This is a genomic window from Candidatus Auribacterota bacterium, from assembly GCA_026392035.1.
Lineage (GTDB): Bacteria > Auribacterota > Tritonobacteria > UBA1439 > UBA1439 > JAPLCX01.
Genome location: JAPLCX010000116.1, coordinates 1 through 2,789 on the forward strand (window position 1 = coordinate 1; position 2,789 = coordinate 2,789).

At 51.7% G+C, this 2,789-nt stretch carries 2 protein-coding genes and 1 tRNA gene; 2 read left to right on the plus strand and 1 reads right to left on the minus strand.

Annotation, left to right across the window (positions count from 1 at the left end; translation table 11 throughout):
- Positions 1–567 precede the first annotated feature (567 nt).
- Together NTX71_12165 and NTX71_12170 are read left to right on the plus strand one after the other, a co-directional pair.
- Positions 568–921 carry a hypothetical protein gene (locus NTX71_12165; GenBank protein ID MCX6340654.1) on the plus strand — a complete coding sequence of 118 codons (354 nt, stop codon included), beginning with the start codon at positions 568–570 and terminating at the stop codon, positions 919–921.
- A gap of 913 nt (positions 922–1,834) precedes the next feature.
- A complete protein-coding gene (locus NTX71_12170) occupies positions 1,835–2,245 on the plus strand; it encodes a hypothetical protein (protein MCX6340655.1) in 411 nt (136 codons plus the stop codon).
- A gap of 183 nt (positions 2,246–2,428) precedes the next feature.
- Here the strand turns inward: NTX71_12170 and NTX71_12175 are convergent.
- Positions 2,429–2,515, minus strand: a tRNA-Leu gene (locus NTX71_12175).
- Between the last annotated feature and the right edge of the window lie 274 nt (positions 2,516–2,789).

Consider the following 2,789-nt stretch of genomic DNA (forward strand, 5'->3'; position numbering starts at 1 on the left):
TCTAATTTCAGGCGGCATGGCCACGATCCCAGCACGTGCGACATTATTGTCTGCTGGAAACACGACTGGAAAGATTGCCCTAAGAATATCTTTGTGATCGAGTTAAGAAGTGAATTAGAGAATTATATATAACACTGAAGGCGGAAAGCTTCAGGTTCACACCATGACTATTGATTAAGGAATATTGATTGGTGCTGGAGCGAACAAGTCATTCATTCTTCTGGGGTCTGACCCACCTTAATCCTTCCCCTCAAGGGAGGCTGTCTCATAACTGTCATTGCGAGGAGTCCCGTCCCGCTAAGCGGGAGGACGACGAAGCAATCTCGCATGTTACGCATAAAAGAGGGATTGCCGCGCTCCCCCGCCATTGCGGGGTCGCTCGCAATGACATGGTAGACATTTTGAGATAGCCTCAAGGGGTGAGGAGAATGTACCGCACCCACACAGAATGGTGGAAGAGAACCTGAAAAGAAAAGACTTGCAACTAAATCAATCCTGCATACAATTGTATGCAGGATTGATTTAGTTGTCTCCAGCCCCCCCCTGAGGTGGAGCGAATCACTTCTTATGAAAAAATTGACAAAAACACGGGCGGAGCTCTTGAGATTATTCTTCGATCATCCTGATCAATCTTTTTACATGCAGGAGATAGGGAGAATTGTGGGTAAAAAGCCCGGCTATTTTCAGAGAACGATTAATAATTTGCAGAACGAAGGTATTCTCACGAGTAAATATTTCGCACATGCAAGATTCTTTGAGCTGAATAAAGAGTATCTTCTTTACAATGAGCTGAAAAGGGTCGTGCTAAACTCAGTCGGTCTCAAAGACGGCAGTACCGCAACATTCGCAATCGGAAAAACTCATAAATTGGGTTCTCTTCCGTTTTGTGTGGGTAAATCACGTAAATCCCTCCCCCTCTGACGGGGAGCTTGTCCCGAGCGAAGCCGAGGGAAGGCTCGGTGGGGGTGTGGACTACAGTTTCTGGTGGCTAGTTTCTGGTTACTAGTAACGAGCAACGAGAAACCAGGAACTGTTTTTATCCCCCTCACCCCACCCTCTCCCTCCTGGGGAGATGGGATAACAACAAAAAGGCGTTGCAAAGGTTAGTTTCCATATTGGGTGAGCTCACATATCCTGGATTGCTTTGCAAAATCAAACTCACACAGATTGGAAGAAAACCATAAATTGTAATGCCTCAGAAGGTGTGAAAAAATTGCCTCCCGGCCTTTTTTGCAGGGGTCGCCTGCCTGCCGGCGGGCAGGGATTTATCCGACCCGTCAGCGGGCTTGATAAATCAAGCCCCTAGTGTGCCCGGCATGTGCTGCATCTCGCAAGCTGAAAGGAGCTTGCCGGAGCCGATAGCGGCAACCGTAGCCGAACCGCAAGGCGTAGCCGTAAGGTGAAGCTGAAAGAAGCGGAAGGCAAACCCTCGACCGCAGGACTTCCTTGGCGACCCGAAGGCCTGCGGCGCGGTGAAGCCGCGGTAGTAGGCGAACGGGGGACTCCAAGGGGACGCCGCCGCGAACCTTCCGAAGGAGAGCGATGCACGAGCAGTTGATGGGAAATGCGCAACTCCATCAGCGCCTGCGATTCAGCTATGGTCGCTGGGTTCAATCGCCGGATGCTGAAAACGGCATGTCCGGTGGTGTGGGAGGGCCTGCGGGCGCAATCCCGCAGGCCCGACCCGATCACGATGGGTTACATATGCCGAAGCGACAAACCGCATTTTTTCACACCTCCTGATCCATTACCACAAATTGATAGATAAGATCAGCGGTCTTGCCGAAAAGGGGAAGTAACAGAAGAAGCTCTTTCGAGAATGATAAAGTCTTATATGACGAAGGCAATATTATTCTGCACCTATTGTTCAGCGGTGAAGCGAAGAAAGAGGGGATTGATGCCCGCCATCAGGCGGTATCTCTCTCCGAGAATTCGCGCTGTGTACCGAGAGGGCCGTCGCACGGGTGCGGCATTCGCAATACTCTCCGGCCAGTTCGGCCTCATCGGCCCATGGAAGCGGATTCCTTACTACGACCGCCTGCTCGAGTCTCCCGAGATCCCCGCCCTGCTCCCGCAGATGGTTAGATACCTGGAAAGCAAAAAATACCGGGCTGTCCGTTTTTATCATGATCCGCTACGGACCAACCCCAAAATCAGACCATATCTAGAGGCGATCGGGCGAGCCTGCCGCACGACAGGGGTTCACCTCACCATGGTCGAGATCCCTCCCTGCCAAAATGTTTGATTATTGCATCTGGTTGCAGTTGTTCTAACTCCTGAGATCGCTCAGATTGCCAGATTTGATCTAATTGGTCGGGCGGTTGTTAGGTTAGTTGCCGACCGGCGCTCAGGGCACGAAAAGGTAGGTAAGGAGGGTGTCGTGTGAAGAGTATTCCCACTTTCCACTCTCCACTTCTCACTGTAGTGATGGTGCGGAAGGGGGGAGTCGAACCCCCACCCCGTTGCCAGGACTGCGCCCTGAACGCAGCGCGTCTGCCAGTTCCGCCACTTCCGCATTTTGCGCGCCTATTCTAAATCATCCCTGACGCTATGTCAATCAGGGCTCATCAATGATCCTGTGATTCAGACAGTGGGGAAGGATTTATGGCGAAAGCCTGACGTTGGATTAGCGCAAAGCTATGGGTATGGGATGTGGGGGGAATACACACCATAAAAGGAAGGCTCCGTCGTGCAAAAAAGCACGTTTAGACAAGGAGTCCCCTGGCAACAACCGGAGTTGTCGCTGAAGGAGAGGCGAGATGATCTACCACGGGCCCTTACCTACTCCG